The organism is Streptomyces adelaidensis, assembly GCF_016598475.1.
In the GTDB taxonomy this organism is placed as follows: Bacteria; Actinomycetota; Actinomycetes; order Streptomycetales; family Streptomycetaceae; genus Streptomyces; species Streptomyces adelaidensis.
Genome location: NZ_JAEMUX010000035.1, coordinates 1 through 23,674, shown reverse-complemented (window position 1 = coordinate 23,674; position 23,674 = coordinate 1). Strand labels below are relative to the sequence as shown.

General features: G+C 69.6%; 22 protein-coding genes and 3 pseudogenes. 12 read left to right on the top strand and 13 right to left on the bottom strand.

Features of this window, described 5'->3' with window-relative positions:
* Positions 1 to 43: 43 nt before the first annotated feature.
* Together I8N67_RS21055 and I8N67_RS44250 are read right to left on the bottom strand one after the other, a co-directional pair.
* Positions 44 to 2,383: a thiamine pyrophosphate-binding protein gene (locus tag I8N67_RS21055; protein WP_372443769.1), complete on the bottom strand. Its 2,340-nt coding sequence runs from the start codon at positions 2,381 to 2,383 to the stop codon at positions 44 to 46.
* Between the two features lie 168 nt (positions 2,384 to 2,551).
* On the bottom strand, positions 2,552 to 3,862 hold the full coding sequence (locus I8N67_RS44250; RefSeq protein ID WP_200304712.1) for a PucR family transcriptional regulator: 1,311 nt from the start codon (positions 3,860 to 3,862) through the stop codon (positions 2,552 to 2,554).
* 527 nt (positions 3,863 to 4,389) lie between these two features.
* Here I8N67_RS44250 and I8N67_RS21045 point away from each other — a divergent pair.
* Both I8N67_RS21045 and I8N67_RS21040 read left to right on the top strand, forming a co-directional pair.
* Positions 4,390 to 4,572 carry a hypothetical protein gene (locus I8N67_RS21045; protein WP_307835305.1) on the top strand — a complete coding sequence of 61 codons (183 nt, stop codon included), beginning with the start codon at positions 4,390 to 4,392 and terminating at the stop codon, positions 4,570 to 4,572.
* Positions 4,573 to 4,848: 276 nt separating this feature from the next.
* The gene (locus tag I8N67_RS21040) at positions 4,849 to 5,247 is read left to right on the top strand and encodes a GerW family sporulation protein (protein ID WP_200304711.1); all 399 of its coding nucleotides are present in this window, start codon (positions 4,849 to 4,851) and stop codon (positions 5,245 to 5,247) included.
* A 103-nt stretch (positions 5,248 to 5,350) separates the two neighbouring features.
* On the opposite strand, the gene I8N67_RS21035 is transcribed toward I8N67_RS21040, so the two are convergent.
* Positions 5,351 to 5,683 (bottom strand): hypothetical protein, encoded by a 333-nt coding sequence (locus tag I8N67_RS21035; RefSeq protein WP_200304710.1) that lies wholly within the window; start codon positions 5,681 to 5,683, stop codon positions 5,351 to 5,353.
* Positions 5,684 to 5,963: 280 nt separating this feature from the next.
* Here I8N67_RS21035 and I8N67_RS21030 point away from each other — a divergent pair.
* Positions 5,964 to 8,015: pseudogene (locus I8N67_RS21030) on the top strand (alpha-L-fucosidase).
* Between the two features lie 417 nt (positions 8,016 to 8,432).
* Here the strand turns inward: I8N67_RS21030 and I8N67_RS21025 are convergent.
* Positions 8,433 to 8,639: pseudogene (locus tag I8N67_RS21025) on the bottom strand (mycothiol transferase); the annotation flags it as partial.
* 152 nt (positions 8,640 to 8,791) lie between these two features.
* Positions 8,792 to 9,229: a hypothetical protein gene (locus tag I8N67_RS21020; protein WP_200304709.1), complete on the bottom strand. Its 438-nt coding sequence runs from the start codon at positions 9,227 to 9,229 to the stop codon at positions 8,792 to 8,794.
* Positions 9,230 to 9,434: 205 nt separating this feature from the next.
* Between I8N67_RS21020 and I8N67_RS44245 the strand changes: the two genes are divergently transcribed.
* On the top strand, positions 9,435 to 10,535 hold the full coding sequence (locus I8N67_RS44245) for a sensor histidine kinase (protein WP_307835304.1): 1,101 nt from the start codon (positions 9,435 to 9,437) through the stop codon (positions 10,533 to 10,535).
* A 144-nt stretch (positions 10,536 to 10,679) separates the two neighbouring features.
* Positions 10,680 to 11,282: a response regulator transcription factor gene (locus tag I8N67_RS21010; protein WP_200304708.1), complete on the top strand. Its 603-nt coding sequence runs from the start codon at positions 10,680 to 10,682 to the stop codon at positions 11,280 to 11,282.
* 129 nt (positions 11,283 to 11,411) lie between these two features.
* On the opposite strand, the pseudogene I8N67_RS21005 reads toward I8N67_RS21010, so the two are convergent.
* From I8N67_RS21005 to I8N67_RS20995, 3 genes and pseudogenes are all read right to left on the bottom strand, one after another.
* A pseudogene (locus I8N67_RS21005) lies at positions 11,412 to 13,095 on the bottom strand (glycosyl hydrolase family 28-related protein).
* Between the two features lie 248 nt (positions 13,096 to 13,343).
* On the bottom strand, positions 13,344 to 13,763 hold the full coding sequence (locus I8N67_RS21000) for a hypothetical protein (protein ID WP_372443768.1): 420 nt from the start codon (positions 13,761 to 13,763) through the stop codon (positions 13,344 to 13,346).
* A 312-nt stretch (positions 13,764 to 14,075) separates the two neighbouring features.
* Positions 14,076 to 14,930, bottom strand: a complete 855-nt coding sequence (locus I8N67_RS20995; protein WP_234046030.1) for a PfkB family carbohydrate kinase — start codon at positions 14,928 to 14,930, stop codon at positions 14,076 to 14,078.
* A gap of 160 nt (positions 14,931 to 15,090) precedes the next feature.
* Between I8N67_RS20995 and I8N67_RS20990 the strand changes: the two genes are divergently transcribed.
* Positions 15,091 to 16,092 carry a glycoside hydrolase family 43 protein gene (locus I8N67_RS20990; RefSeq protein WP_200304758.1) on the top strand — a complete coding sequence of 334 codons (1,002 nt, stop codon included), beginning with the start codon at positions 15,091 to 15,093 and terminating at the stop codon, positions 16,090 to 16,092.
* Between the two features lie 318 nt (positions 16,093 to 16,410).
* Here the strand turns inward: I8N67_RS20990 and I8N67_RS42765 are convergent, their stop codons facing one another.
* Complete coding sequence (locus I8N67_RS42765; protein WP_234046029.1) at positions 16,411 to 16,710, bottom strand: alpha/beta fold hydrolase; 300 nt, start codon at positions 16,708 to 16,710, stop codon at positions 16,411 to 16,413.
* Between the two features lie 446 nt (positions 16,711 to 17,156).
* Here I8N67_RS42765 and I8N67_RS20980 point away from each other — a divergent pair, with 446 nt between their 5' ends.
* From I8N67_RS20980 to I8N67_RS20970, 3 genes are all read left to right on the top strand, one after another.
* The gene (locus I8N67_RS20980) at positions 17,157 to 17,372 is read left to right on the top strand and encodes a hypothetical protein (RefSeq protein WP_307835303.1); all 216 of its coding nucleotides are present in this window, start codon (positions 17,157 to 17,159) and stop codon (positions 17,370 to 17,372) included.
* A 100-nt stretch (positions 17,373 to 17,472) separates the two neighbouring features.
* Positions 17,473 to 18,369 carry a phosphotransferase gene (locus I8N67_RS20975; protein ID WP_200304706.1) on the top strand — a complete coding sequence of 299 codons (897 nt, stop codon included), beginning with the start codon at positions 17,473 to 17,475 and terminating at the stop codon, positions 18,367 to 18,369.
* Positions 18,366 to 18,674, top strand: a complete 309-nt coding sequence (locus I8N67_RS20970; protein ID WP_200304705.1) for a transposase — start codon at positions 18,366 to 18,368, stop codon at positions 18,672 to 18,674. Before I8N67_RS20975 ends, I8N67_RS20970 begins: the two co-directional genes overlap by 4 nt.
* 37 nt (positions 18,675 to 18,711) lie before the next feature.
* On the opposite strand, the gene I8N67_RS43905 is transcribed toward I8N67_RS20970, so the two are convergent.
* Positions 18,712 to 19,299, bottom strand: coding sequence for a serine hydrolase (locus I8N67_RS43905; RefSeq protein WP_267912801.1), 588 nt, complete (start codon positions 19,297 to 19,299; stop codon positions 18,712 to 18,714).
* The gene (locus tag I8N67_RS43900; RefSeq protein WP_267912798.1) at positions 19,296 to 19,901 is read right to left on the bottom strand and encodes a serine hydrolase domain-containing protein; all 606 of its coding nucleotides are present in this window, start codon (positions 19,899 to 19,901) and stop codon (positions 19,296 to 19,298) included. Before I8N67_RS43900 ends, I8N67_RS43905 begins: the two co-directional genes overlap by 4 nt.
* A gap of 86 nt (positions 19,902 to 19,987) precedes the next feature.
* Here I8N67_RS43900 and I8N67_RS20960 point away from each other — a divergent pair, with 86 nt between their 5' ends.
* Both I8N67_RS20960 and I8N67_RS20955 read left to right on the top strand, forming a co-directional pair.
* A complete protein-coding gene (locus tag I8N67_RS20960) occupies positions 19,988 to 20,839 on the top strand; it encodes an alpha/beta fold hydrolase (protein ID WP_200304704.1) in 852 nt (283 codons plus the stop codon).
* Between the two features lie 129 nt (positions 20,840 to 20,968).
* The gene (locus tag I8N67_RS20955) at positions 20,969 to 21,838 is read left to right on the top strand and encodes an alpha/beta fold hydrolase (RefSeq protein WP_200304703.1); all 870 of its coding nucleotides are present in this window, start codon (positions 20,969 to 20,971) and stop codon (positions 21,836 to 21,838) included.
* 55 nt (positions 21,839 to 21,893) lie between these two features.
* Here I8N67_RS20955 and I8N67_RS20950 read toward each other — a convergent pair whose 3' ends face one another.
* A complete protein-coding gene (locus I8N67_RS20950; protein WP_200304702.1) occupies positions 21,894 to 22,466 on the bottom strand; it encodes a TetR/AcrR family transcriptional regulator in 573 nt (190 codons plus the stop codon).
* A 77-nt stretch (positions 22,467 to 22,543) separates the two neighbouring features.
* The gene (locus I8N67_RS20945) at positions 22,544 to 23,011 is read right to left on the bottom strand and encodes a winged helix-turn-helix transcriptional regulator (protein WP_200304701.1); all 468 of its coding nucleotides are present in this window, start codon (positions 23,009 to 23,011) and stop codon (positions 22,544 to 22,546) included.
* Positions 23,012 to 23,104: 93 nt separating this feature from the next.
* On the opposite strand from I8N67_RS20945, the gene I8N67_RS20940 reads away from it, so the two are divergent.
* A complete protein-coding gene (locus I8N67_RS20940; RefSeq protein WP_200304700.1) occupies positions 23,105 to 23,605 on the top strand; it encodes a PaaI family thioesterase in 501 nt (166 codons plus the stop codon).
* Positions 23,606 to 23,674: the final 69 nt, after the last annotated feature.

Below are 23,674 nucleotides of genomic sequence, written 5' to 3'. Positions count from 1 at the left end.
GCCCGTTCGGCCCGTTCGGTCGGTTCGGTCGGTTCGGTCGGCTTCAGTCGACGAGGTCCAGGGCGGCGCACACGATCGCCGGCTCGTCGATGCCGTGGTGGCGGTACACGCTCGCCAGGTCGCCCGACTGTCCGAACCGGCTGACACCGAGGTGGGTGGCGGGAACGCCGTGCACGGTGGCGAGGAAGGCCAGGGTGTGCGGATGTCCGTCGAGCACCGTGACCAGGGGCCTGGCCGTCGAGGCGGGCAGCAGGGTGTCGAGGATCCGGTCCGGTGTGTCGCTCAGGCCGCGGCGTGCCTGTACGGCCTCGAAGAGGAGACCGGGGCTGGTGACGCACAGCACGTCCGCCGGCTGCCCCAGGGCGGTGAGACGGTCCGCGGCCGCGACGGCCTCCGGCAGGAGCGCACCCATGGCGGCGATGGTCACGACGGCGCCGCTGGTCCGGCGCAGCACGTACCCGCCGGCGACGGTGTGCCTGCGGCGCCGTTCGCGTGCCACGGGGTCGGCCGGCACGTCGGCGAGCGTCTGGTCGACCGGCCTGGTCGACAGGCGCAGGTAGGCCGAGCGGCCGTTCTTCCTGCCCAGGCGGGCCAGGGAGGCGAGCAGGACCCACTCGGTGTCCTGGGCGAAGGCCGGTTCGTAGGTGGTGCAGCCGGGCTGCTCCAGACCGATCGAGGGCGTTTTGACCGACTGGTGTGCGCCGCCCTCGGCGGCGAGGGTCACACCGGAGGGGGTTCCGACGAGGATCGACTGTCCGCCGGAGTAGATACCGAAGGACCAGGGCTCCAGGGCCCGTTCCACGAACGGGTCGTACAGGACGCCGATCGGCAGCAGTGGCCGGCCCCAGCGGCTCCACGTGGAGCCGAGCTCGCCCAGGGCGCACACGAGGTTGGTCTCGGCGATGCCGAGCTCGATGTGCTGGCCGTGGGGGCTTTCGCGCCAGTGCAGGAAGGTGTCGGGGTCGTCGGCGAACCAGTTGTGGCGTTCGGCGGCGGACCAGGCGCCGACCTTGTTGACCCAGCCGCCGAGGTTCGTGGTGGAGCTGACGTCGGGGCTCAGCGTGACCACGCGCGCTCCGGTCTCGGGGGCCGACCTGAGGAGGTCGAGCAGAGTCCGGCCGAGGGCCGCCTGGCTCGACTGGGTTCCGGAGACGGTCCGGCCGAAGTCGGTCGGCACGGGCGGCGGGTCGGCCTCGGGGACCGGGGCGCGGGCAAGGCGTGCCGACGCCTCGGCGCAGGCGACCGCCTCGGGACTGCCGGCGGGAAACCGGGCCCACTTGTCCGCGAGGTCCACGCCGAGCCGGGCGGCGAGATCGGCGACCTGGGACGCGGTCAGCAGCGAGGAGTGGTTCTGGGGGTGGCCTTCGGTGGGCAGGCCGTACCCCTTGACGGTGTAGGCGAAGATCACCGTGGGGCGGCTGTCGTCGATGGTGTCGAACGCGTCCGCGAGGGCCTTGTGGTCGTGGCCGCCCAGGTTGCGCAGAGCCCGCAGCAGATCCTCGTCGGGTACTTCGGCGAGGAGGGAGCGGATCCGGTGCGTGTCCGCGTCGGTGCCGGCGTCGGCGTCGGTGCCGGGAAGGCGCTCGCGCACGTCGCGGGCCGGCAGCCGGAGCAGCCGCTGGTACTCGGGGTTGGTCATCGCGTCGAGTCGCTCGCGCAGGGCGTGGCCACCGGGGCGGGTGAACAGGCCCTCCAGGAGGCTGCCGTACTTGACGGTGACGACCTGCCATCCGGCGGCGGCGAACATTCCCCCCAGACGGTGGGCGGCGATGTCGGGCACCACACGGTCCAGTGACTGGCGGTTCATGTCCACGATCCAGACGACCTCGCCCAGGTCCGCGACCATCGGGTCCAGGACGGCCTCCCAGCAGGCGCCTTCGTCCAGTTCGGCGTCGCCCATGAGGGAGTACTGGCGACCTGTGCCGGCTCCCCCGAAGCGGGCGTGGACATAACGCCGTGCCAGCGCGCCCCAGACCGGTGCCGTCGCCCCGATGCCGACCGAGCCGGTCGAGTAGTCGGCCGGATCGGGGTCCTTGGTACGGCTGGGGTAGCTCTGCAGGCCGCCGGACTCACGCAGCGTCGTGAGGTACCTGGCGTCGAGGTCGCCGAGAAGGTGATTGATCGCGTGCAGCACCGGTGACGCGTGCGGCTTGACCGAGACGCGGTCCTGGGGCCGGAGGTGCTGGAACCACAACGCGGTCATGACCGAGACCATCGACGCGCTCGACGCCTGGTGGCCTGCGACCTTCAGGCCCGAGGGGTCCTCGCGGACGTTGTTGGCGTGGTCGACCATCGCCGCCGAGAGCCACAGGACACGCCGCTCGACGGATTCGAGCACCTCGGCCGGAAGGCGGGTCGGGTTGTTCGTGACAGCCGGCATCAAGGGCTCCTGGCAAGGGCCGACGTCCCGCGTCAGCGGTGTCGGGGGGGCGGTACGGACCCCACCATGAAGCCCCACGTCCCCGTGGTGTCGCTTGGACTGCGGTGCAAACGCACGCGCTCCGCTTGTACTCCAGTCACCTTGCGGGCCGGGAAGCCTGTCCCGACTGCCTCAGGACGGCGTCGGGTCCGGGGAGAGGACCGCCTCGCCGAGCTCCTCGACGAGCGTCAAGGCCGCCTGGAGCTGCATACGCCGTACGCCGATCTCTCTCCCGCGCAGCTGCTCCGCCCGCTGCACCCGGTAGGCGACCGTGTTGCGTGCGACGTGCAGGCGCTCGGCCGCGCCGTTGAGGCTGCGCTCCTCGTCCAGGTAGCACTTGAGCGTGGTCCGGACCGTGGCGGTGGACTCACCGGGACCCGCCAGCCCGCCGAGCTCGCGCCGGACGAATTCGCGGGCCGGGCCGATGCGGTAGCTGAGCATGGCCACCAGGTCGAGTTCGCCGTAGTCGAAAAGCCGGCGAGCGCCGGACGGCTGCCCGTGGGACATCATGCCGACCCGGGCGGCTTCCAGCGCCTGGTGGTGGCTGTCCCGGAAACCGTCGAGCGACGGGGCCGCCAGCCCCGCGGCGATCCGCACTCCAGGGCCGGGCCGGGGTGTGCCGTTCGCGGGGAGGACCGGTGGCCGACGGACACCGGAGCCCCAGGCCCACACTCTCCGGTCGCCGACCGGCACCACCAGGGTCGACGTGCAGCCGGCCGCACGCAGCAGGTCGACCGCGGCCTCCTCCAGCCGGCCCGACCACACGGGGGTCGGATCGTCGGCCCAGGCGACGACAGCGAGATGCTGCCTGGTCAGGTCGTACCCGAGAACACGCGCGGCACGATCCAGCGGCACCGGGTCGCCGTGCAGGACGCTCTGTACGACCTCCATCCGGGCGGCGGCGGCACTGGCCAGCCATGCCTGCTGCACCTGACCGAACTCGCGGGCCATGTCGGCCGTCAGCTCGTCGACGACCGCGAGCATCAGCTCGCAGACGCGCCGCATCGCCGTGAACCGCTCGTCGACCGGCAGCAGCCGTTCACAGGCGTCCAGCACCTCGTGGACGGCGAAGGCGTGGCCCACGTGGATCGCGCGCAGCATGTGCTCCATCCCTACGCCCCGGCTCACCACCTCGGCCGTGCCCAGGAAGACCTCGGGCACGTCGGCGACAGCGAAGTCCCGCTGCTCGGACAGGGCGGCCACCAGGCCCAGGGCGACCGCCTCGCAGCCCCTGCGAAGCTCCTGCGCGATCCCGTCGAGGGCCAGTTCCGGGATCTCCTCGGTGATGTGTACGGTCATGGCCCGGCCGAGCTCCACCGCCCAGCCAGAGGGGCCCGCTCCGACGCGGGTCACGAACTCCGCCAGCCTGGGCGGCGGCAGCACCGAGTGCGCCACCGCGTCTTCGTCACGTGGGCCGAGCTCACGGAGCCATGTACCGATCACGCTCAGCGCCTCCTTCTCGCGTTCCCGGCCGGGTTGCCGGATCTGCTCCCCTCGACGCCTCGATTGTCAGCGACACGAGGATCTCGGTGAGGAGCGTCTGCCGAGGCGCCGCATGCCGCCGTCGCACTGCGCCCCGCCTGGGACGGCGGCACAAACGGCTCCCGCCCGGGCACCGTCGAGCCGCGCACCGAACTGGCGCGGCCAGATGACGGCCACTGAACCTTCCGACTCCAGTAACCCATGGTCACAGTACGAGAACTCCTCTGCCGCCCTCACCACACGAATCACACGCCCGCAAGCCGGTGAAGGCGTCCCGGCCTCACCGCCACATGTCTCATGGCGTGGCTCAAACGACGACAGGTGTGATCGCAAGATGGGCTCCACTCCCTCCAGGCGGGGTGGCCGGCACAAGGGCAAGTGGCTCATCCGCTCCGATCGCCGTGATCGCCGCGCCGTGTTCTTCCAGGAGTGAGAGGCCCCGGCGTTCTCCGACGTGACCGCCGACGCACTGCTCGCCGATTCTGGCGGTGTTCGCCGAGGCCGACGGTCCGCTGTGGGCATGGCACGTCTGCGAAGAAGCGATGGACCTGAAGATCGTGCCGAACAACGTCAACAACGTCAACAACGTCCGCACCAAGCTCAAGCGCCTGGCCCGCCGCGGCGTCCTGATCGAGACCGAGCGGGGACTGTTCGCCCGACCACGACCGTGACCCCTCGACGCAGTCCCCCGATCAGTCCGCTTGCCCCAACCGCGACGACGAACCAGACACCCGCCCTCTGGCTGCGCCGCCCGGCGAACCTGAAGTGCATCGGCATCACCACGGCTTCCGCCGCGTAGGAGCCCTGCAACTGCCCTTCCCCGACGGCTGGTTCGAGGCGGCCGTGGTGTGCCCGGCTCCCCGCCACGCAACCGATCCGCACGCGGCCCATGCTAGGCACCCCCCATATCCTCGGTACCGCCGCAACCGCCACCCCGGAGGTATCCGATGACCAGCTCAGAAGCACCGGCCCAGCCCGTCCCGCAGGCCGGCACGGCCGCAGCCCTGATGGAACGCCTGGCCGAACAGCTCGGTAGCCGGGCCTCGGTGACAGCCGTCTTCGGCGAACCCGTCACCAGCGGCGGAATCACCGTCATTCCGGTCGCCGAAGTCGCCTTCGGATTCGCCGGGGGCACGGGCCCCGAAGCCGGAGCCGCCAACACCGGCGAAGGAGGGGGCGGAGCCGGCGCCCGCCCCCGCGGCTACATCGAGATCAAAGACGGCACCGCCACCTACAAACCCCTCCGAGCCCCCTGGGTGAACGTCGCCTTACCGCTCGCCGCCCTCCTGACAGGAACCGTCGTCCCCCTGCTCGTTCGCCGCCTCGCCAAGCGCCGCCCTCGCTGAACAACTCAGGTTCTCGGTTGCCTCAACCGAAACGACGAAGTCCCCGCCGGAGCCGGACGCGCCGCGCGTGCTGCGATGAGCAGGCTGGTCAAAGGCGGTGTTCTCATCGCGGCTCCTCCGCGTGCGCGGGGGCCCGGCCGCCGTGCGCGCCGGTGATGACGGACTGGATACGCGGCAGGCGCTCGGCGAACCCGTCCGGATCCAGCGGGACCGGCCCGTCGACCAGCCACCCGGTCAGCGCCATCGCTGTGGCACCGGTGAAGAAATCCGCCACCTCGCCGGCGGCCTGTTCGTCGAGGTCGCCGAACAACTGCCGGGCGCCGGCGACGCTGTAGGGGCGGAACAGGCTGTTCACCGTTCTGATCGCGGCATACGCGCACGATCCGGTCAGCATCGCGCCGTAGAACTGTCGGTGCCGGGCGAAATGACGGGCCACCGCGAGCGTGGTACGCGCGACCTCAAGTGTAGGACATCCGATGTATAGCATCGATCCGGATGGATGACAGCCCCTCAGTAGGCGGACCCGCGTCCGAAGATCCTTCGTATATAGCCTTATTCCCGGCGGCTCTTGTCTCACCTCTAGACACGGCCGCCATTGTGATCCTGTAAATCCATCCGATGTCTTTTCTTTGGGATGACGCGGAGTACGGCACCCAGGCCGGCACTTCGCTCCTTGACGCCTTGCCATCCCTCCCCCTGACACATGGAGCCGCACCATGTCCTCAGCTCGCCTCAGCAGACGCTCTCTGATGAAGGCCGCCGCCCTTGCCGGAGGAGTGGCGGCCTTCGGGCTGCCGCAGGCCCTGTGGCCCTCCACGGCCGCGGCGTACGCCGTCCCCTCGAAGATGGACTGGTGGTACCAGGCCCGGTTCGGGATGTTCATCCACTTCGGGTCCTACTCGCACCTCGGCCAGGGCGAGTGGGCGTTCGACAGCCAGCGGTGGAGCAAGGCGGACTACCAGACGCAGGTCACCGATAGCTTCGACCCGACCGAGTTCGACGCCGCCACCATCGCCGAACTGGCCGAGAACGCCGGCATGAAGTACCTCGTGATCACCGCCAAGCACCACGAGGGCTACGCGATGTGGGACTCCGACGTCCCCGGCTTCACCGACAGCACGGGCAACAAGCAGTACAACCTGCACGACTTCAACGGCATCCGGACCGACCTGCTCATGGACCTCAAGACGGAGTGCGAGAGCCGTGGGATCAAGTTCTGCCTGTACTACTCGATTCTCGACTGGAACCACCCGTCCCAGACCGACCGCCACGAGGGCGGTCTCACGACGATGTCCTCGCAGGCCGCCCGCACCGCGTACATCGCCGACATGAAGGCGCAGCTCCAGGAACTGCTGGACCGCTACGACCCGGCCCTGCTCTGGTTCGACGGCGACTGGTTCGGCGAGCCCTCCAGCCCCACCCTGGAAGACTGGTGGCTGACATCGGACGGCGTCGGCCTCTACAACTGGCTGATCGCCCGCAAGCCCGGCCTCATCGTCAACGAACGGGTCAAGCGGGACCACGGTCTCGGCGACTACGCGGTCGCGGAGTTCGCGATACCCGGCGAGCCGATGGGCCGGCCGTGGGAGCGGTGCGCCACCATGAACGGCGCCTGGGGTTACGACGCGTCGAGGGAGAACTCCTACAGATCCGTCAAGGACATGGTCCAGGAACTCGTCACAGTGGTCTCCCGGGACGGCAACCTCCTGTTGAACATCGGCCCCAAGGGCGATGGTTCAGTCACGGCGGGAACCCAGACCGTCCTGAACGGCCTGGCCTCATGGATGTCGACGTACAGCGACAGCATTCACGGCACCAGCGGCAGCCCGTTCGCCACCGAACCGGCGTGGGGGAAGGTCACCAAGAAGAACGGCAAGCTCTTCGCCCATGTCTTCACCTGGCCCACGAACGGCCAGCTCCGGATCCCGGCGGTCGACAACACGGTCAGCCGCGTCTATCTGCTGAACAACCCCTCGGTCGCTCCCGTACACCGTCACCGACCAGATCAACGTCACCGTGCCCGCCACCGCGCCGAACGCCAACGACTCCGTGGTGTGCGTCGAGGTCCAGGGCATGCCCGTGAGGGTCTCCGCGACGGTGTTCCAGAACACCGGCTACCAAGGTGCCCGCGCCGTTCTTCCTCTGGGCAGCTACACCTCCTCCCAGCTGTCCTCCGCCGGCCTGGGCCTGCCATGACCTCCTCCCTCCTCGTACCCGACCGCTACCAGGTGACGGGCTACTCCGGCGACAACTTCACCGGCACCGCCTGGACGTTCACCTCCAACACCGCCGACCTTCGGACGACCGGAGACAACGACGCCATAGCCTCGCTGAAGGTGACGTTCGACCCGGCCACGTACTACAGCCTGACCAACGTCACGAACCATCTGATGCTGGACAGCGGCGGACAGGTCGCCAGCGGCTCGAACCTGAAGCAGTGGGAGTCGATGGAGCACGCCAATCTCCAGTGGCAGGCGATTGAACTCGGCAACGGCTACTACAGGCTCGTCAACCGAGCCAACGGCATGGTCGCCGACGGCTGGGGCTACACCAGCAACGCCGACCCGGCCCGGCAGAGGGCCTGGGACGGCAGTGAAACCCAACAGTGGCGGATCACCCACCGCGGCCAAGGCCGGTACTCGATCGCCAACCGCAGCACGGGACTGGTCCTCGACGGCGGCGGAATCGTCGCCTCAGGGGCCGTGACCAAGCAGTGGACGTGGCAGCAGAACAACAACCTGCTGTGGACGTTCAGCCCGGTCGACTGACTGGCGCCACCCCGGTGGCATGCCTGAAGTCTTCGCCGGCGGGCGCCTACGAGCCGGTAGGCGCCCGCAGCGGCACGGCCCCTGAACCCATGGAGACGGTTGCCGAACCGCCATGCCTTGGGGGCGAGGTCCCGGGCGCTCTGAAGGCGGGCGTACACCCGGGTGCTCGGTGGTGGCCGCCACGGGGAGCCGCTACGCGTCTTCGATGGCGACGATGTCCAGGACGCGCGGCCCGTGCACGCCGTCGCTGGTGGCCGAGGGGCCGGAGACGAGCGTCAGCGGCCGGTACGGTCCAGGCGGCTCAGCGCCTCGGGCACTCGGGAACGATCTGGCTCGCCCGGACCACGCAGATGTGCTGGTCCGGCAGCAGGGTCAGGGATCCGACGGTGGCTCCGCCCGCGACCCGCACGACAGGTCTCAGGCGCCGGTCCGCCCGTCGACGAGCTCACGTACGGCATCGAGGTGGCCGTTGTGGCGGGACGTCTCCTCGATGAGGTGGAGGATCACCCACCGGAGGTCGACGTGGCGGCCGTCGCTGACGGGACGCTTGGCCTTCGAGTTCAGGTCGTGGTCGGACACCAGGCGACGGTAGCGGGCGCTCTGCTCCTCGTACTCGGCGAGAAGCGCGAGGGCGAACGCCGTCGGCCAGCGCCGCAGCAGTGCCTTGACCGGGCGCCGCCGCTCCGCGAAGGCGCCCGACGAGGTCGTGGCGGACATGACGGATCTCCTGTGGTGTGAGGAACGAGGCGTACGTGGACGGGGCGCGGGGAGTGCGGTCAGGCGCCGTACTCGTCGCGGTGGCGCAGCATGACCACGAACATCAGCGGCAGCATCAGGACGTGCTCCAGGACCATCAGCGAGTCGGCGGCGATCACATCCAGCCAGAGCAGCGGGAAGAGCGCGACCGCCGGTGCGAACATCGCGCCGCACATCGCGAGGACGTCCGGCCAGGCGTGGCCGCGAAGGCGCATCCATACGGTCATGCCGACCGACATGTCGAACGCCATCTCCAGGAGGGCGAGTTCGGGATGGCCGGCCCTGGAGAACTCCACGTCCGCGAGCGTCAGCGCGATGTCCGTGACCGTGCCGAGGACCAGCATCCCGACGACCATGGCCACCACCATCTCCAGGTAGTGACGGGCGAAGCCCCACCAGCCGTGCCCGCCCTCGCCGTCGTCCTGTGTCCGCACAGTGCTGTCCTCATGTGTCCGCATGGCGCTCTCCGTAAGCTGTTGTGGGCCTGGGCCGGTTGTCTCCACGGCCTTCAGCCTGCTCGTGGAGCAGCGCCGTCAGTAGTGCCGTATCCGCATGTCCGAGCGTGGTGATGTCAGGTCTGCCGTATGACATCTGTCATGCGGGGACGGCGAGTTGGTCGTACGGCCCCCTGTCCCCGCGCCGGGCTGCTGCGACAATGGCCGTGTGAGTGACGGGCCGAGCGAGCGCGGGGCGGGGCTGAGGAGTTTCCGTCGCTTCACCTGGTGGACCGTGCTGGGGACCACCGTGTGCCTTCTGGTGGTGTTCTTCGGCGAATGGATCCTGGACACGGACGTGCCCGCCTTGGCCCGCGTCCCGACGGCCGTGGCCCTCGTGGTCGACACGGTGGCGAGCGCGGTGCTGCTCGGTGGTTGGCTGACATTGTCGGCCGCCGCCGCCGACACGCGTCCCGTACGCCCGCCCAGGGGATGGCTCGTCGCCGCCGTCGCCGCCGTCGCCGCCACGGTCGTGCTCGCGGCGCTCCCGCTGGCCCGGCGCGACTACGGGTTGTGGGCGGTCGCGCCCGCCATCACGGTGGCGATCTGCGCCACCTACCTCGCGCCGCGCCACCGGCGTTCACTGATCGTCGGCGCGGTGCTCCTCGCCCCGCTGCCGGGCGGCGCGGTCAGCCTGGCCGCCGGGGACGGGAAGCCGGCGTATGCCGCGCTCTTCCCGGCCGGGCTCGTCGCGTTCACCGTCTGGATGGTTCTCGGCCCGCTCTGGGCCTGGAACCTCGCCGGACGACTGGACCGGGCGCGACGGCTGGAAGCGGAGCTGGCGGTCAGGGACGAACGGCTGCGGTTCGCCGCCGACCTGCACGACATCCAGGGCCACCACCTCCAAGCCATCGCGCTGAAGAGCGAGTTGGCGGCCCGGCTCGTCGAGCTGGACCCGGTGCGGGCCGCCGCCGAGATGAGGGAGGTACGGCAGCTGTCTGTGGACGCCCTCCGCGACACCCGGGCCGTCGTGCGGGGTTACCGCCGTACGACCCTGGACGACGAGATCGCCAACGCCGGCCGGGTGCTCGCCGCGGCCGGCATCGACGCCCGTACGGCCCTCGAACCCGCCGCCCTCACCGCCGGGATGGCCGACTCCACCCGGCACCTGCTGGGCCTGGTCATGCGGGAGGCCACCACCAATGTGCTCCGCCACAGCCAGGCCCGGTACGCCGAGGTCGACTACCGCGTCACCGAGGGGCACGCCCATCTGCGGGTGGGCAACGACGGCGCCGACGAGCTCCCCCCACCGGGGACGGAACGGGACTGACCGTCCTCGGCGAGCGACTGCGGGCGGCCGACGGCGAGTTGACGTGGCACCGCGACGGCGACCGCTTCGTCGTCGCCGCGTCCCTGCCACTGGGCACCACGAACCCGACCCGAACCCCACAAGTCCGGTGAAGGGAGCGGCACGATGATCCGGCTCCTCATCGCAGACGACGAGGACCTCCTCCGAAGCGCCCTGGCCACCCTGCTCGCGCTGGAGGAGGACCTCACCGTGGTGGCCGAGGCCTCCACCTCCACCGACGCGGTACGGCTCGCCCGCGAACACCGCCCCGACATCGCCGTACTGGACCTGGAGATGCCGCCCACCGACGGGCTGCGCGCCGCCGAGGAGATCGGGGCCGAACTCCCCACCCGGATCGTCATGGTCACCCGGCACGCCCGCCCCGCGGTGCTGCGCCGGGCCCTCGCCGCCGGAGTACGCGGCTTCGTACCCAAGACGACTTCGGCGGCCCGGCTGGCGGAGATCATCCGCGATGTCGCCGCCGGGCGCCGCTATGTCGACCCCGAGATCGCCGCGTCCGCCCTCACCGAGGACGACTGCCCGCTCAGCGCCCGCGAACTCCAGGTCCTGCGCGCCGCCCGCACCGGCGCCTCGGTCGCCGAGATCGCCACCGAGGTGCACCTGGCCCAGGGCACCGTCCGCAACTACCTCTCCGCCGCGATGTCCAAGCTGGGCGCCCCCACCCGCCACGCGGCCGCACATCACGCCTGGCAGCAGGGCTGGATCTGATCGCGCCGGGGCTCACCCGTTTCGCCGCGGGGGTCCTGTCGAACGCCGCACGCGTTCACACTGATGAACGCTGTCCGCGTGAGTGTACATGGTCGGCCACCAGGAGCACGCCCAGCCGTGGTCCCGCGCTCACCGGTCCACTCCGTTCAGCTCGTCCCCTGCCGTGTGATCCACCGCCGAGTGGCCCAGCCCGCGCTGCGCCGCGTGCAGGTTCCGTGGCCGTACCGCGTGCGGGCTGCCGTACAGCTCCAGGCGCGTATGCGGGTCACCGGTGAAATCGGGGACGTCGATCGGGTCGAACTCCCTGACCTCGTCGATGCCGACGGTGGCGGAGTACGGTGCCAGGGCGTCGATCTTGATCAGGCCCGCCCGGGCGTTGGTGACGCGGATGTTCCAGTGGGTGAACCGGGCGCCGAACAGCGGACCGGCGCTCGCGTCGCCGCCGTGGCGGCCGTTGTTGTTCACGGTGATGTCGGTGCGGACATTGGCGAAGGGCAGACCGCGGTGGCTGTCGAAGGTGCCCATCCGCATGTCGCCCCGGGACCAGACGTTGTACGAGGACAGCCCCCTCGACGTTGATGCCGTGCAACTGGGTGTCGGAGGGCGCGCGGCTGGTGCGCTCCTCGATCGTGAAGTCCTCGAAGAGGTTGTCGTGCGACCCCTCGCGGCAGAAGTAGGGGTGGTGGGAGCCACGGCCGGTGACACGTGTCCGTCGCAGGGTGCACGCGGAGGCGGACACGAGGCCGAAGCCGTTGTCGACGTGGCGGACGGTCACGTCGTCCACCCAGCAGTCGTACGCGCACTGCAGGACGACCCCGTTGTAGCCCTTGTCCAGCAGATGCGGCTGCTGCGGAGTCTCGGTCGCCTCCAGGGTCAGTCCCTCGACCCCCGCCGCCGTCAACTCCGGTACATGCGTGGCTAGTTGGGGGCTCCACTCCGAGCGTACGTCGAGTGGGAGCGGGCGTTCGAGGGTGACCTGTCGACCCCGGACCCGGGTGATGCGCACCGGCCACTCGTAGGGGACGTACGACGTCAGTTTCGTCTTGTCGTCCCAGAGGTAGGCCTCCGGACCCGGGCCGCCGCCGCACATGTGCTCAAGGAGTGTGTGGTCCGCGTCGTCGGCGAGCCGGAGCAGGACCAGTGCGCCGGGGCGCAGCGACGTCGGGTCCGTCACCGTGACCGTCCATGAGCCCCGCCGGGCCGGAGCGACCGCCGTGAGCGGACGCCACTCGTCGCGCTTGTTGCCCGTCCAGCCCTCGAAGGGCCACGCCTTCGCCCTGATCGCGGCGACGAGCGAGGCCCAGCGGGCCTTGGGGGCCAGCCAGATCAGGCCGCCCGCCCACGACCAGCCCGACTTGTCACCGCCGTAGCGGGAGCCGTACACCCCGATCAGCTCGGTGAGGTTCTTCGTCGCGTACAGCGTCGTACGGCCGCTGCCGGCGCCCTTGAGGACCACGTTCGAGCGGTCCAGGCGGACCACGTCGTCGATCCGGAACGTGCCCGGCGGGATGGTGACCGTGCCACCGCCTGCCCGGCCGGCGGCGGCGATGGCACGGTTGATCGCGGGGGCGGAGTCGGTCCTGCCGTCCGCCACCGCGCCGAAATCGCGTACGTCGGCGACGGCGGGGCGGCGGGGGAAACGGGCCGCCCCGCCGCGGAAACCGGCTCGGCCGATGTACGGGATCTGCGGGTGTGTGAAGGGTGTGCGCCTGAACTCCCGCCAGAGAAGGGGGCGGTTGTCGGCAGCCGCGGTGCCTGTGCCCGCGGCTACGGCGATGGCGCTTCCCGGCAGAGTTCGCCTAGCCGTGCTCATGACATTTCGGCCGTCCGAGGCGGCCCTGTGCGCGTCTCTCATGCCCGTTCGCCCTTCCCATGGATTTTCATGGATGTGAACGACGTTCAGATCTGCGTTGACCCGTGAGCATGCCACGACGTTCTTGAGTGCGAAAGGGCTCGTGCGGCGGGGCTTCGTTCAGATACCTGGCAACCCCCAGTGGGGCGCGTCCTCGTTCGGGCGTGCGGGCGTGACGGTCAGGTCGGGCCGGTCTCCCCTGGCGGTGATCAGCGCCGACTCGCCCTTGCGCAGGGCGACTTGGATCGCGCCGTCGTCGGCGGCGGAGTACCGGAGGGCGTGGCCCCGCCCGTCCCGTACGTCGATCGGGCCAGGCCGAAGAGGGAACCGAACTCCGGCCGGTGGTCCTGCGCTTCGGAGTGCTGGACGTTGAAACGCACAGCCGTCGACGCGGCACCCGGCTCGGCGTAGATCCCGGAGCCGAGGAACCCGTTGCCGAGGAACGGGCCTTCGTGCCAGGTCGTCGGCATCCGCCGCCAGACCAGGTCGGCGTCGTCGAGGACGGAGCGCCAGGGGTCGACAGGGGTCGCGTCGGCCTCGGTGGCATCGGGGGTCTTGGCGGCCTCGCCCCGGTCGGCCGCTGTTGCCTGCGTGGGCAGACCCGAGGTGGTCAGTAGTACGCCACCCAAGGTGGATCCGGTGGCGAGGACGGTACGTCTGGACGGATCGGGCGCGGAGGGAGCGGGCAGGTGCCTCCAGACAGGCTCACGTGAGTCATCGGAGCTATATCGCGATGAAGCATGGAGATGGGGTGAGCGTGTCGTCAATGAGGAGGAATAGATCCGATGTGTTGGCAGTCGGAGCGGTAACCGGGTGGTGGCACCTGGGTGGTGGTCACCAGGAGGCGGCTCCCGGGAGGCGGCCACCGGCAGGCGGTCACCAGGAGGCGGGCACCGGGAGGCGGCCACCGGGAGGTGCCGGCGCACTCTCCCCGCACCCGCTCACTCTCCCCGCATCCACGCCCGGGTTCCGAACGAGGCACACGCCCGCGAGGCCACCGAGGCCGCATCGCGTAGGGCGTTTACGAACGCCTCCGGTGTCAAGTCGTCCTGAGCCGCCGCGAGATGATGGGCGAGGGCCCCGTGCAGGACGTCACCCGCGCCCAGCGTGTCCGCCACCCGTACGGCAGGCACGTCCACCGTGCCTCCACTGTCGGGGCCCGCCCACACGAGGGGTCGTCCTCCCCGGCTGACCGCCGCCCAGCCGACCCCGTGTTCCCGCAGAAACCGCAGGGCGTCCGTCGGGTTGTTCGTGCCGGGCGGGTGGAAGTCGTCCGAGCAGACGGCCACGTCGATCGACGCCAGCAGCTTCTCCGTACCGGCCTTCCAGCTGCCCCCGTCGAGCAGGGTCCGACGACCGGCGACACCTGCGGCGCGGGCGGCGGCCACGGCCAACTCCATGTGGTGGCCGTCGAATTCGACGATGGCACAGGCCGCCACCAACGCGTCGAGGTCGGCGGGCGGGGCGAGCCGGTACCCCGTCGCATTGGTCGAGGCGACGGCACGGTCCCCGCTGGACGGGGTCACCAGAACGGACGACACGGCGGGCGGCTCGACCGAGCCGGCCGCCAGGTCCGACACGGTCACGCCCAGCCGGTCCAGGTCCGCCGCGACGGCGACTCCCAGGGGATGGGAGCCGATCGCGGTGAGCAGCGTGGCCGCGCCGCCCAGGTGAGCGAAGGCCACGGCCGCGTTGGCGGCCGGACCGCCTGCGGCCACCACCTGCTCACGGGCCGTCAGTTTCGCGTCGGCACCTGGCACATGGTCGACGAGCTGGATGACATCCAGTGTGCTCAAGCCGACGAACAGCCCCACAGGGCGTCCCCGCGTCGCCGCCACCACCGGCCCCCGCGATCCCCGCACCGCCTCGGCCAACGTTCCCCACTCTCCCCTCGACCACGCGCCGTTTGTCGCTGTCGCGTCAACGTATGCTCCGACCGTGGCTGAGACCGACCTCATGCGGCTTCCCGACATGCCGCTGCACGATCCGTTCGTCGTCGCCGACGACAAGACCCGCACCTACTACCTCTATACGTCCAACGAACCCTCCGTGTCGGGCGTGGACGGCACCGGCACGATGGTCTACCGTAGCCGTGACCTGCGTGACTGGACGCGTCCCGTCGTGGTCTTCCTGACTGCCGAACAGCAAGGGATCTGGGCGACGGACGGTGCGTGGGCGCCGGAAGTGCACGCATGGGGCGACAAGTACTACCTCTTCACCACGCTGCACAACGAGGACCGGCTCCTGCCGGTGCCCTCACCCAACCAATGGGGCACACCGTTCCAGATCCCGAACTACGCGCGCGGCACCATCACCGCCGTATCCGACTCGCTGCTGGGCCCCTTCACGGTTGTCGACCCCGCACGCCCCACCCCGCCCGCGAACCTCATGACCCTCGACGGCACGCTCTACGTCGATCCGTCCGGACAACCCTGGATGGTCTACGCGCACGAGTGGCTGCAGACCATCGACGGGACCATGGAAGCGATCCGCCTGGCCCCGGACCTGTCCCGGACGGCCGGCGATCCCCTCTTCCTGTTCAAGGGCTCGGACGCGCCCTGGCTCAGCGAACAGATCCCCGCCGGCACACCGCATCAGCTCCCGCCCTACATCACCGACGGCCCACAACTGCACCGAGCCCCTGACGGCTCGCTGCTCATGCTGTGGTCGACGTACGAGAAGAACCTGATCGGCCAGGACGGCACGGTCAGCGGCGGATACGTGCAGACCTACGCCGTCTCGGAGTCCGGCGACATCACGGGACCGTGGCGACAGCGACGGCCGCTGGTCCGCGACGACAGCGGTCACGGCATGCTCTTCGCCACCTTCGACGGCCGGCTGATGATGGTCCTCCACCGCCCGTTCGAAAACGCGCGCGGCAAGCTGTACGAGATGCGGCTCCACGGCGACGAGTTGAGGGTGGCGCGGCAGTGCACCGATCTCGACGGGGGCGGATGACGAGGTATTCGGGCAGGGAATTCAGGACTTGAGGAATTCCGGCGCCCGTGTCACGAATTCCTCGTGGTACTGGAAGATCCCTCCGTGCCCGGCATCCGGGTAGAGGGGGAACCAGTTCGCTCCGGGGCAGGCGTTCGGCCAGGTCGAGGGGGTGGTGACTGGGCACCATCCGGTCGTGCTCACCGTTCACGACGAGGACCGGTTGGTGAAGGGCGGACCGGTCTGCGGGTGTCTGGCGGCCCCACCGTTTGATGGCTTTGAGCTGGGCGCGGACGGACGGCAGCGCGATGTCCTTGTCGCGGTTGTCCGTGCGCTCCTTCAGCCGTCGCAGGAAGGCGCGTCCTGCCTCCCGGCCGTCCGCGGTCCCGGTGAAGAAGAGGGAGAGCTTCGAGTCCTGGCGGTCAGGGCGCCCTTGAGCGTGGCCTGGATGGTGAGAGCCGGGACCTTGTCGATGCCGTGGCCGCCGGCGGGGCCGGTGCCGGCGAGGATGACCTTGCGGACGAGGCGCGGTTCTTCTCCGGCGATGACCTGTGCGATGAAGCCGCCCATGGACAGGCCGAGCAGATCGACCTGGTCGAAGCCGAGGGCGCGGATGAACCGCACCGCGTCGCCAGCCATCGCTTCGATCGTGCCGGCGTGGAGCCGCCCGACCCGCCCACCCCACGGTTGCCGAAGGTGATCACCCGGCGTCGCGCGGCGAGTCCGTCGACGACGCGCGGATCCCCGTTGTCCAGGTTCCCGGCCGGGTGAAGCAGGAGGATCAGCGGCACCCCATCCTCCGGACCGAGCTGCCGATGGACGAAGTCCACGCCGCCGACGGCCACGGAACGGGTCGGGGTCGGGACGTTCTGGTGCGACGATCGTGCGGGGGAGGGGGATTCCGGGGTGCGCTCATGTCCAGTCCTTCGGGGCGTTTCTGAGTGCTTGTGGTATGCGGATGCCAGGGCGTTTCCGCTGTCGGATGTCAGGGCGGAAGGCAGGGAGATGTCGACCGGACGACCGAAGGACACGCCGAGGCACGTCCCCCAACCGGCCTAGTCGGTGGATGTTGCGCATTTGACCTCGTGCGCACCTACCGCGGCTTCCTCGACCGGCGCCGGGCTGACCGACCGCAGGACGAGTACCGCGAGCCCACCGAACAGGAGTGGCACGACTTCCAAAAGCACTTCGAGCTCCGCAAGGTCTCACTGGGCACCTGCGGGCGCCCCTATGGCACCCCCTGCCAGCACGAACATGCCTGCTTCTCTGAACTTGGAGGCTGGGCGTCCCAGAACCTCTGATCTGCAGCTCTCTGTAACCGGATTGGTGATGCCAGAAATCACAGCGAGTGTTCCGGAGAGCGAGAGCCGTTCCCCTGCCGGCTCAGTACTGTGACTTCGCATGGCCGACACCGAGATTGAGATCACCGCAGACCTGGTTCGCGACCTGCTGCAGGAGCAACATCCAGACCTTGCAGGGCTGGCCATCCGGGAGGTGGCGGGCGGCTGGGGCAACCAAATGTGGCGTCTCGGGGATGAGTTGGCTGTGCGCATGCAGCGCATGGACCCCACTCCGGAGCTCCAACTGAAGGAGCGGCGGTGGCTACCGGTGCTGGCCCCGCGTTTGCCGCTCCCGGTGCCGCTCCCGGTGCGGTTCGGTGACCCGTCCGAGCGCTTTCCCAAGCACTGGACCGTGATGACGTGGGTTCCCGGCGAGCCGCTGGACCACGGCTCGATCAGCCGCGGCGCCCACGCGGCCGACACGCTGGCGGGCTTCCTCCGGGCGCTCCATGTGGAGGCGCCCGCCGAGGCGCCGCTCTCTACGGACTTCGGTGCCCACCCCAGGAACTGCACGGACGGCTTCGAGAACTTCTTCCAGGCCGTTGTCTCCGACGACATCGCTGCTGACGTCCGGGCCGTCTGGGACGACGCCGTTGCGGCCGACGCGTGGGAGGGCCCGCCGGTGTGGGTGCACGGCGACCTCCATCCCGCGAACGCCGTCGTCTCGGAAGGAACGCTCTCGGGCATCGTCGACTTCGGTGCCATGTTCGCCGGCGACCCGGCGTGGGACCTTGCCGCCGCATGGGTGCTGCTACCTGCGGGCATGGCCTCACGGTTCTTCGACATGTACGCGTATGCAGACGAGGCGGCGATCCGGCGCGCCCGTGGGCTGGCCGCGATGAAGAGCCTCTTCCTGATGCTCATGGGGCAGAACGGCGATCGGGGCCTTCCCGGCGGCAAGCCGCACTGGGGACCTGCAGGCCGGGCGGCACTTGATCGTGTTCTGAAGGGCGTTTGAGGCAACGCTTCTTTAAGAAGCCTCGGCCTCGCCGTTCGTTCACGCCGGAGTTCAAGGCCGAGATCGTCGAGCTGTGCCGACGTGGTGACCGCTCGGTCGGTCAGATCGCCAAGGACTTCGATCTGACCGAGACCGCGGTGGGGCTGTGGGTCAGCCAGGCCGAGGTCGATGCGGGCGAGCGGGACGGCCTGACCAGCAGCGAACGCGAGGAGCTGGCGGAACTGCGGCGGGAGAACCGCCGTCTGCGCGAGGATGTCGAGGTCCTCAAGCGTGCGACGGCTTTCTTCGCGAAGGAGACCCGGTGACGGTGCACCCGTTCATCGAGGCGGAGAAGCGTGCAGGTCACAGCGTGAAGCGAGTGTGTGAGCCGGCGCACGGTGCGTGGTCGATCAGGGCGCTGGCCGCGTTCTCCTGCTCCAGTATGTGCTCCTTGGTGTCGCCGCGGGCCTCGGACATGGAGACCACAGCGCTTCGACGCCCGTCATCGGTGACGCCGTTGAGGGTGATGTAGCCGCCGTCCCCGCCCTCATGGCTCCAGTAGGTTCCTCCGCATCCCAGGGGGCGTTCGACCAGGCCGAGCCCGTATCGGCCGTCCGGCCACAGCTTTTGGACCTCCGCACTCACGGGGACGGTCTGCTTCATCTTGGCCAGCTGCCGTGCCGGTAGTAGGCGGCCGTCGAGCAGCGCGCGGAAGAAGCGGTTCTCATCCCGAGTGGTCGTGACCCACGAAAGGTTCTCGTGGTCCACCGGTATCTGGTCGGTGACATCCACCCGGGAACCGGGGCCGAAGCGCTGGTAAGCCTGGGAGTGGGGCCGGGGCAGGGTGGGCGAGGTGCCCATCCACCGGGTCTGGTCGAGGCCCAGCGGGCGCAGGATGCGGTTTTTGATCTCTTGGTGAGTGGGGTGACCGGTGGCCTTCTGGATGATCATGTCGAGCAGGACGTAGCCGGTGTTGGAGTACGCCCAGCCCTTGCGGGCAGGAAGTCCTCCGGCTCATGGGCCATGGCGAGGTCGACCAGCTGCTTGGGTTCGTAGATGTTGTGGCGCTGCTGGTAGTACTCCTTCGGCGTGGTGTATCCGGGCAGGGCGTCCCGGATGCCGCTGGTGTGCTGGAGCAGGTGGCGGATGGTGATCTGGCTGCCGTCGTTGCCGTTGCCCCGCACCACTCCGGGCAGCCAGTGGTCGACCGTGTCGTCCAGGGACGGCCTGCCCTGGGCCTCCAGTTGGAGGACCACGGTGGCGACCAGCGTCTTGGACGTGCTGGCCATGCGGAAGTAGCCGCCGGAAGAGACCGGGCGGCCGCTGTTCAGGTCAGCGGTACCGTTGGTGGCGACCGACTGCCGACCGTCAGGCGCGATCACGCGGGCCTGCACACCGCTCACACCGAGGGCGTGGATCGCCTCGGTGTCCCGGCGTAACCGCTCCACAGGGGAGGGACCGGCGGGCTGAGCGATGGCGGGGACCACCTCGGCGGTGAGCAGCGTAGCGACACCGAGTGCCAGGACCAGGTGCTTTCTCAGAGTCGAAGTCATGGCTGGACGCTAGTTTCGCCCCCACCGGGGCGCGATCCGGCGCACCCCAAGATCGGAACGGGGGATAACCCCCCAGCGCGGGCACCATGAGCACGTATCTGGCAGACAAGGCCGAGAACCTCACCGTCGAGGGCCACTCCGCGCGGTTCACCTTTCGGCGGATGGGCCCGCAGGGCGGTGTCCCGCTGGTCCTGCTGAACCGCTTCCGCGGCACCGTCGACTGGTGGGACCCGGAGTTCCTGGACCACCTGGCCGCCGACCATGACGTGATCGTGTTCGACAACGTCGGCGTCGGCTACACCGACGGCGAGCCGCGCGACTCCCTCGAAGGATTCGCCGAGGGTGCCATCGAGTTCATCGAGGCACTCGCCCTCGCGCAGGTGGATCTGCTCGGCTGGTCCCTGGGTGGCATCGTGGCCCAGCGCGTGGCCCTGCGCCGACCCGAACTGGTGCGCAAGCTCGTCGTGGCGGGCAGTGGCCCGGCCGGCTGGGTGCCCGGTGCGCCGCCCTTCAGTGAGAAGGTCCTGGGCATCATGGCCAAGCCTGATGCCGACCTGGAGGACATGCTGTACCTGTTCTACCCCGAGACGGACGCGGCCCGCGCCGCCGGGAAGGAGCACTTCGAGCACGTCTCGACCCGGCTCGCCGCCGGCGGCCCGGCGGTCTCCGAGGCGGCCGCGCAGGGCATGCTCGCCGCGGCGGGCGAACTTCTGGCCGCCCCCTTCGATCAGGTGCGGGCGGAACTGGAGGCCATCAAGCATCCCGTTCTCTACGCCAACGGCCTGCACGACGTGATGATCCCCGCCCACGCCTCCTACGTCGCGGTCCAGCACCTGGACAACGCCACCCTCGTCCTCTACACCGGCGCCGGCCATGCCTTCCTCTTCCAGTACGCCAAGGCCTTCACCACTCAGGTGGCCGACTTCCTCGCCACCTGACCGGATCGCTCATCTCGTTCGCCCGCCGGCTTGCACCCACACGGCAGTCGACCGTCGACCTCCGCGGACCGCAGCCGCAATCGGGCGACGCACGCGCACGGCCCCGAACCGAAGGACAAGGACACCGCCATGAATGACGCGCAAGAAGTAGGCGACGACGTGGTGACGTCGTACAAGAACGCACCGACCCGCACCGTCACCGCCGGGGGAGTGACCTTCTCCTACCGCGACCTCGGTCCCAGGTCCGGCGTCCCGGTGGTGTTCATCACCCACCTCGCCGCGGTCCTCGACAACTGGGACCCCCGGGTCGTCGACGGCATCGCCGCCAAGCGCCGGGTCATCACGTTCGACAACAGGGGCGTCGGCGCCACCACCGGCTCGACGCCGAAGAGCATCCAGGAGATGGCCGAGGACGCCGTCACCTTCATCCGGGCGCTCGGGCTGGAAAGCGTCGACATTCACGGCTTCTCGATGGGCGGCATGATCGCCCAGGTGATCGCGCGGACCGACCCTCAGCTCGTCCGCAAGCTGATCCTCACGGGGACCGGCCCCGCGGGCGGCGAGGGCATCAAGAACGTGACCCGGCTGTCGCATCTCGACACGGTCCGGGCGCTGTTCACCCTTCAGGACCCGAAGCAGTTCCTCTTCTTCACGCGCACGGCGGGCGGGCGTCGAGCCGGAAGGCAGTTCCTGGCCCGCCTGAAGGAGCGCACCCACGACCGAGACAAGGCGATCTCCCTCCCGTCGTACGGCGCCCAGCTCAAGGCCATTCACCGCTGGGGGCTGGAGCGGCCCCACGATCTCTCGGCCGTCCACCACCCTGTGCTCGTCGCCAATGGCGAGAGCGACAGGATGGTGCCGTCGAAGAACTCGGCCGACCTGGCGCGGCGACTGCCGAACGCCGAGCCGGTGATCTACCCCGACGCCGGCCACGGAGGCATCTTCCAGTTCCATGAGCGGTTCGTGGTGGAGGCCCTTGAGTTCCTCGAGCGGTCGTAAGGGCGAAGCGTGAGGGAAGGATGGTCGGTCCGTCGGCGCGCCACCGCTCGCGTGCTCAGCGCATGAGGGCGAGGGCGTTCTCAATTCCCTGTTCGAGGACCTCGTCGGCGAACTTCCGGTCGGAGAGGGCGCGGGACAGTTGCAACGTCCCCACCATCATCGTGAAGAGTCCTATGGCCTTCCCGCGAGCGGACCCCGGATCGCCAGGTGTCAGACGGGCGGCGATCTCCTCCACGATGGCCTTTGCGCCGTCGGTGTACGCCTCCTTGGTCGCGTCCTCGCAGCGGCCGATCTCGTCGAGCAGGGCGGCGGACGGGCAGCCGAGGCCGGGCTGGTCGCGGTGCTGGGGCGACAGGTACTCGCGCAGGAGGTCCTCAAGCCCCTGGCGGCCGGGCCGCAGCGTGCCGTATCTCTCCACCTGCGCGCGCAGTTCGTCGGCGACGACGGTGGCGACGAGGTCGTCCTTGGACGCGAAGTGGGCGTAGAAGGCTCCGTTGGTGAGCCCGGCATCCGACATCAGAGTGGAGATACCGGACCCGTCTATCCCGTTCTGCTTCAACCGATGGCCGGCCTTGTCGATGATCCGCTGCCGCGTCACCTGCTTGTGCTCTTTGGTGTAGCGCGCCACGAGCATCCTCCCGTCGTTCCGTAAGGCCGTTGCCTCGCACTCCAGCCTAGTTCATGGTCTGACGCACGTAATATTATTCACGACCGGCGACGGGCGCCCGGTCCCAGCCGGGCCGTGACCTCTTCATGGGCGAGGGCGGAGTGCTCCGTGGAACACTCGACGACGACGCGGACGGCGGCGCCGCACTCGGTGTGGTGAACGTTCAGCACGGGGCCCTCGGGGCCGAGGGTGTACGCCTCGCCCCACTGGCTCAGTGCCATCAGGGCGGGCCACAGGTCCCAGCCCTTGCGGGTCAGGCGGTACTCGTTGCGGGAGCGGCTGCCCGGCTCCCGGTAAGGGGCGGTCCTCAGGATGCCGGCTGAGGTCAGCTTCCGGAGGCGGTCGCTGAGGACGGCCTCCGACAGGCCGATGTGGCGGTGGAAGTCGTCGAAGCGGTGAACCCCGTTGACAGCGTCGCGCAGGATCAGCAACGTCCACCTGTCCCCGACCACGTCGAGCGTGCGTTGCACGGGGCAGTTCTCCGTACTCGCCTCAAGCCACTCCATGCCGCCATCGTAGAGGCTCTGGCTTCGTCATTGACAGTCAGGCGTGCGCAGGGCTAGCTTCGCTTGAAAAAGTCAGAGGAAGGGTGCTGGGCCGTGGGGCGAACACGTACGTATCAATGGGACGATCCCGCGATCCTGGCGGAAGCCGCCGGACGCATGGCCGGTGTCGACTTCCTGCGCGCACTTCAGACGGGACAGCTTCCTGGGCCGCCCGTCAACCACACCCTCGACTTCACCCTGGACGAGGTGCGGCCCGGCCGGGTGGTCTTCTCCCTGATACCGGGTGAGGAGCACTACAACCCGATCGGCAGCGTGCACGGCGGCATCTTCGCCACGCTTCTCGATTCGGCGGCGGGCGCCGCCGTCCACTCCACCCTCCCGCTGGGCATGGCGTACACCTCGCTCGATCTGACCGTGAAGTTCCTGCGGAGGATCACCGTGGACACGGGCCCGGTGCGCGCCATCGGCACGGTTGTCAACAGCGGCCGCCAAACGGCCCTCGCCCAGGCCCAGTTGCTCGACGCGACGGACCGCCTGCTGGCCCACGCCACCAGCAGCTGCATGCTCTTTCCCGTGCCTGCCGCGCAAGGCTGACTTCGTCGGCATCCGTCGGCCTCCGTTGCCGGGCCGCGGCGGGCCGCACTCATGCCGAGGCGCCCGAGG